We start from the raw sequence: 1,924 nt of genomic DNA, 5'->3' as shown, positions 1-1,924 counted from the left end.
ATCGCCGATGGCGCTCAGGTTCAGGTCGCCGCCCGCTTTCATCAGGCCGTTGTTGAGGTTGCTGATGCTGTTCTGGCTGTCGAGCGTCAGGCTGTTTTTCGCCAGCAGCGAGCTGCCGCTGTTGGTGATGTCGCCGCCCTTCAGGGTAACGTTGTTACCCGCGATCACGCTGCCGTTATTGACGGTGACGTCCTTCGGCGACAGGTAGAGTTTCGGTACCATCACGGTTTCGCCGTTGACGGTGGCTTTCTCCCACCACAGCAGGCTGTGGTCGAGCGCGGCAATCTGACCGGCGGTCAGCGAGACGCCAAACTGCAGGCCCAGCGACTGCTGCGCCGCCGCCGCGTTATCCATCAGATAGCGCATCTGATCCAGATCGGAACCGATGCCGTTCAGGTAGCGGTTACCGGTCTGGTTGAGCACCACGTTGGAGACATAGCGGGTATCGAACGCCGCATCGCCGAGGAAGCGGTAATCGTAATCCGGGTTCAGGTTGAGGCGGCCGAGCATGTAAGACGAGCCGAGGAACTGCTTCTCGTCGGTAAATGCCAGCCGCGTCTCCTGCGGCGCCGTGGACGACGGTTTGACCCCGAGCATTGCGTTCAGATCGGCAAACAGGGCGGGATCGAGCTGTCCGAGACCGTTCAGTTTCGGGTTGATGCCGATCAGGTACGGGCTTTTCGGGTTATCGGAGAAGACGAAATAGCCGTTGTTGCCCGACGGCAGCGGGTAAGCGCTGGTATCGACGCGCTGGCCCTGATAATGCCCGACGGCGCCGCCCTGAGCGGTTCGGAGATCGGCGGTGGTGACCCCGGCGTTCGCCAGCGCGCCCAGCTGGCCGAGGTTGGCGTTGCCTTTCTGCCTGGTGCCAATGTTGCTGAGAGGCGTGCCGGACGCGCCGCCGTTTTCCAGCGCGCCGCCGCCGTTAAGCTGCTGTAGCGCACCCTGGAGCTGATCGTTCCACTGCGGCGAGTTCACCGCCACGGTGCCGGTAGCGTTCAGCCCCTGTTTTTGCACGCCGCTACCGACAGTCTGGTTGCTGAGGGTGTTCAGCGACGGCGTGGAGATAACGTTGCTGACGCCGCCCGCGTTCGCAGTGGTATTGGTGTTGCTGATGTTACTGGTGAAGTTTGCGGTGACGTTACCGCCCGCCTGGATGACGGCGCGATACGTCGCTCCATCAGTAGTAAATTCCGTCTTATGTTCACCTAACCGATAAGGTACATAACTGCGGTATTTTAATTCATCCTCATCCCACCAATACCATTTATTATTACTAAGCTTCTCCAATGGTTGCCAATAATCACTACCACAATCATAATAGAACCATTCACAACGATAATTTGCCTCAACATATTCAACTTTACGCCCACCTTCTGCGGAAAGGTTATTCAAAGTTGAACCGGAGAGTGCAATATCCCGTCCTGCAAGGACATTGCTAGCTTTGTTTTCCATTGAGCCAGCATTAATATTAATATCGCGCCCGGCGGCAATGCGGGCCGCGCCCCCGTTAGCTGAAACCTGAACGACGGACTCACTAAGAATGAACTGCCGGGTATCTTCGCCAGACAGACGATATTGGATTACATTACGACAGTGTTCATTCATTGCTCCCGTGCAATTTTGCCATGAATAATAAACAACCTTTTCCCCGTTATTTTTCCATTCTTCCAAGCTAATTTCAAAATCCGGCTTATCTTTCACATAATAAACACGACTCAGAGGCTTAGACGTGTCGGGTAAAGCATTCGAGTATTTATTTTCATAGCTACTGATATTCAATCCATCACGTTCATTCAATAAATGCCCCGTTCTGATCGCAATATCCCCGCGCTGCGTCTCAATATTCCCCGACGTATTCACCACCTGGCTGTTCGCATTCCCTGCCGCATCCCGCTGCATCCACAGGCTGTTCCCCGCCATG

The 1,924-nt window shown here is 55.4% G+C and carries 1 pseudogene; it reads right to left on the bottom strand.

Annotation, left to right across the window (positions count from 1 at the left end):
• A pseudogene (locus ACDO57_RS23310) lies at positions 1–1,924 on the bottom strand (Contact-dependent inhibition of growth factor CdiA); the annotation flags it as partial.

It is taken from the genome of Enterobacter cloacae complex sp. 2015409 (assembly GCF_041365315.1).
Taxonomy (GTDB): Bacteria; Pseudomonadota; Gammaproteobacteria; order Enterobacterales; family Enterobacteriaceae; genus Enterobacter; species Enterobacter pseudoroggenkampii.
This window is presented reverse-complemented; position numbering and strand designations above follow the sequence as displayed.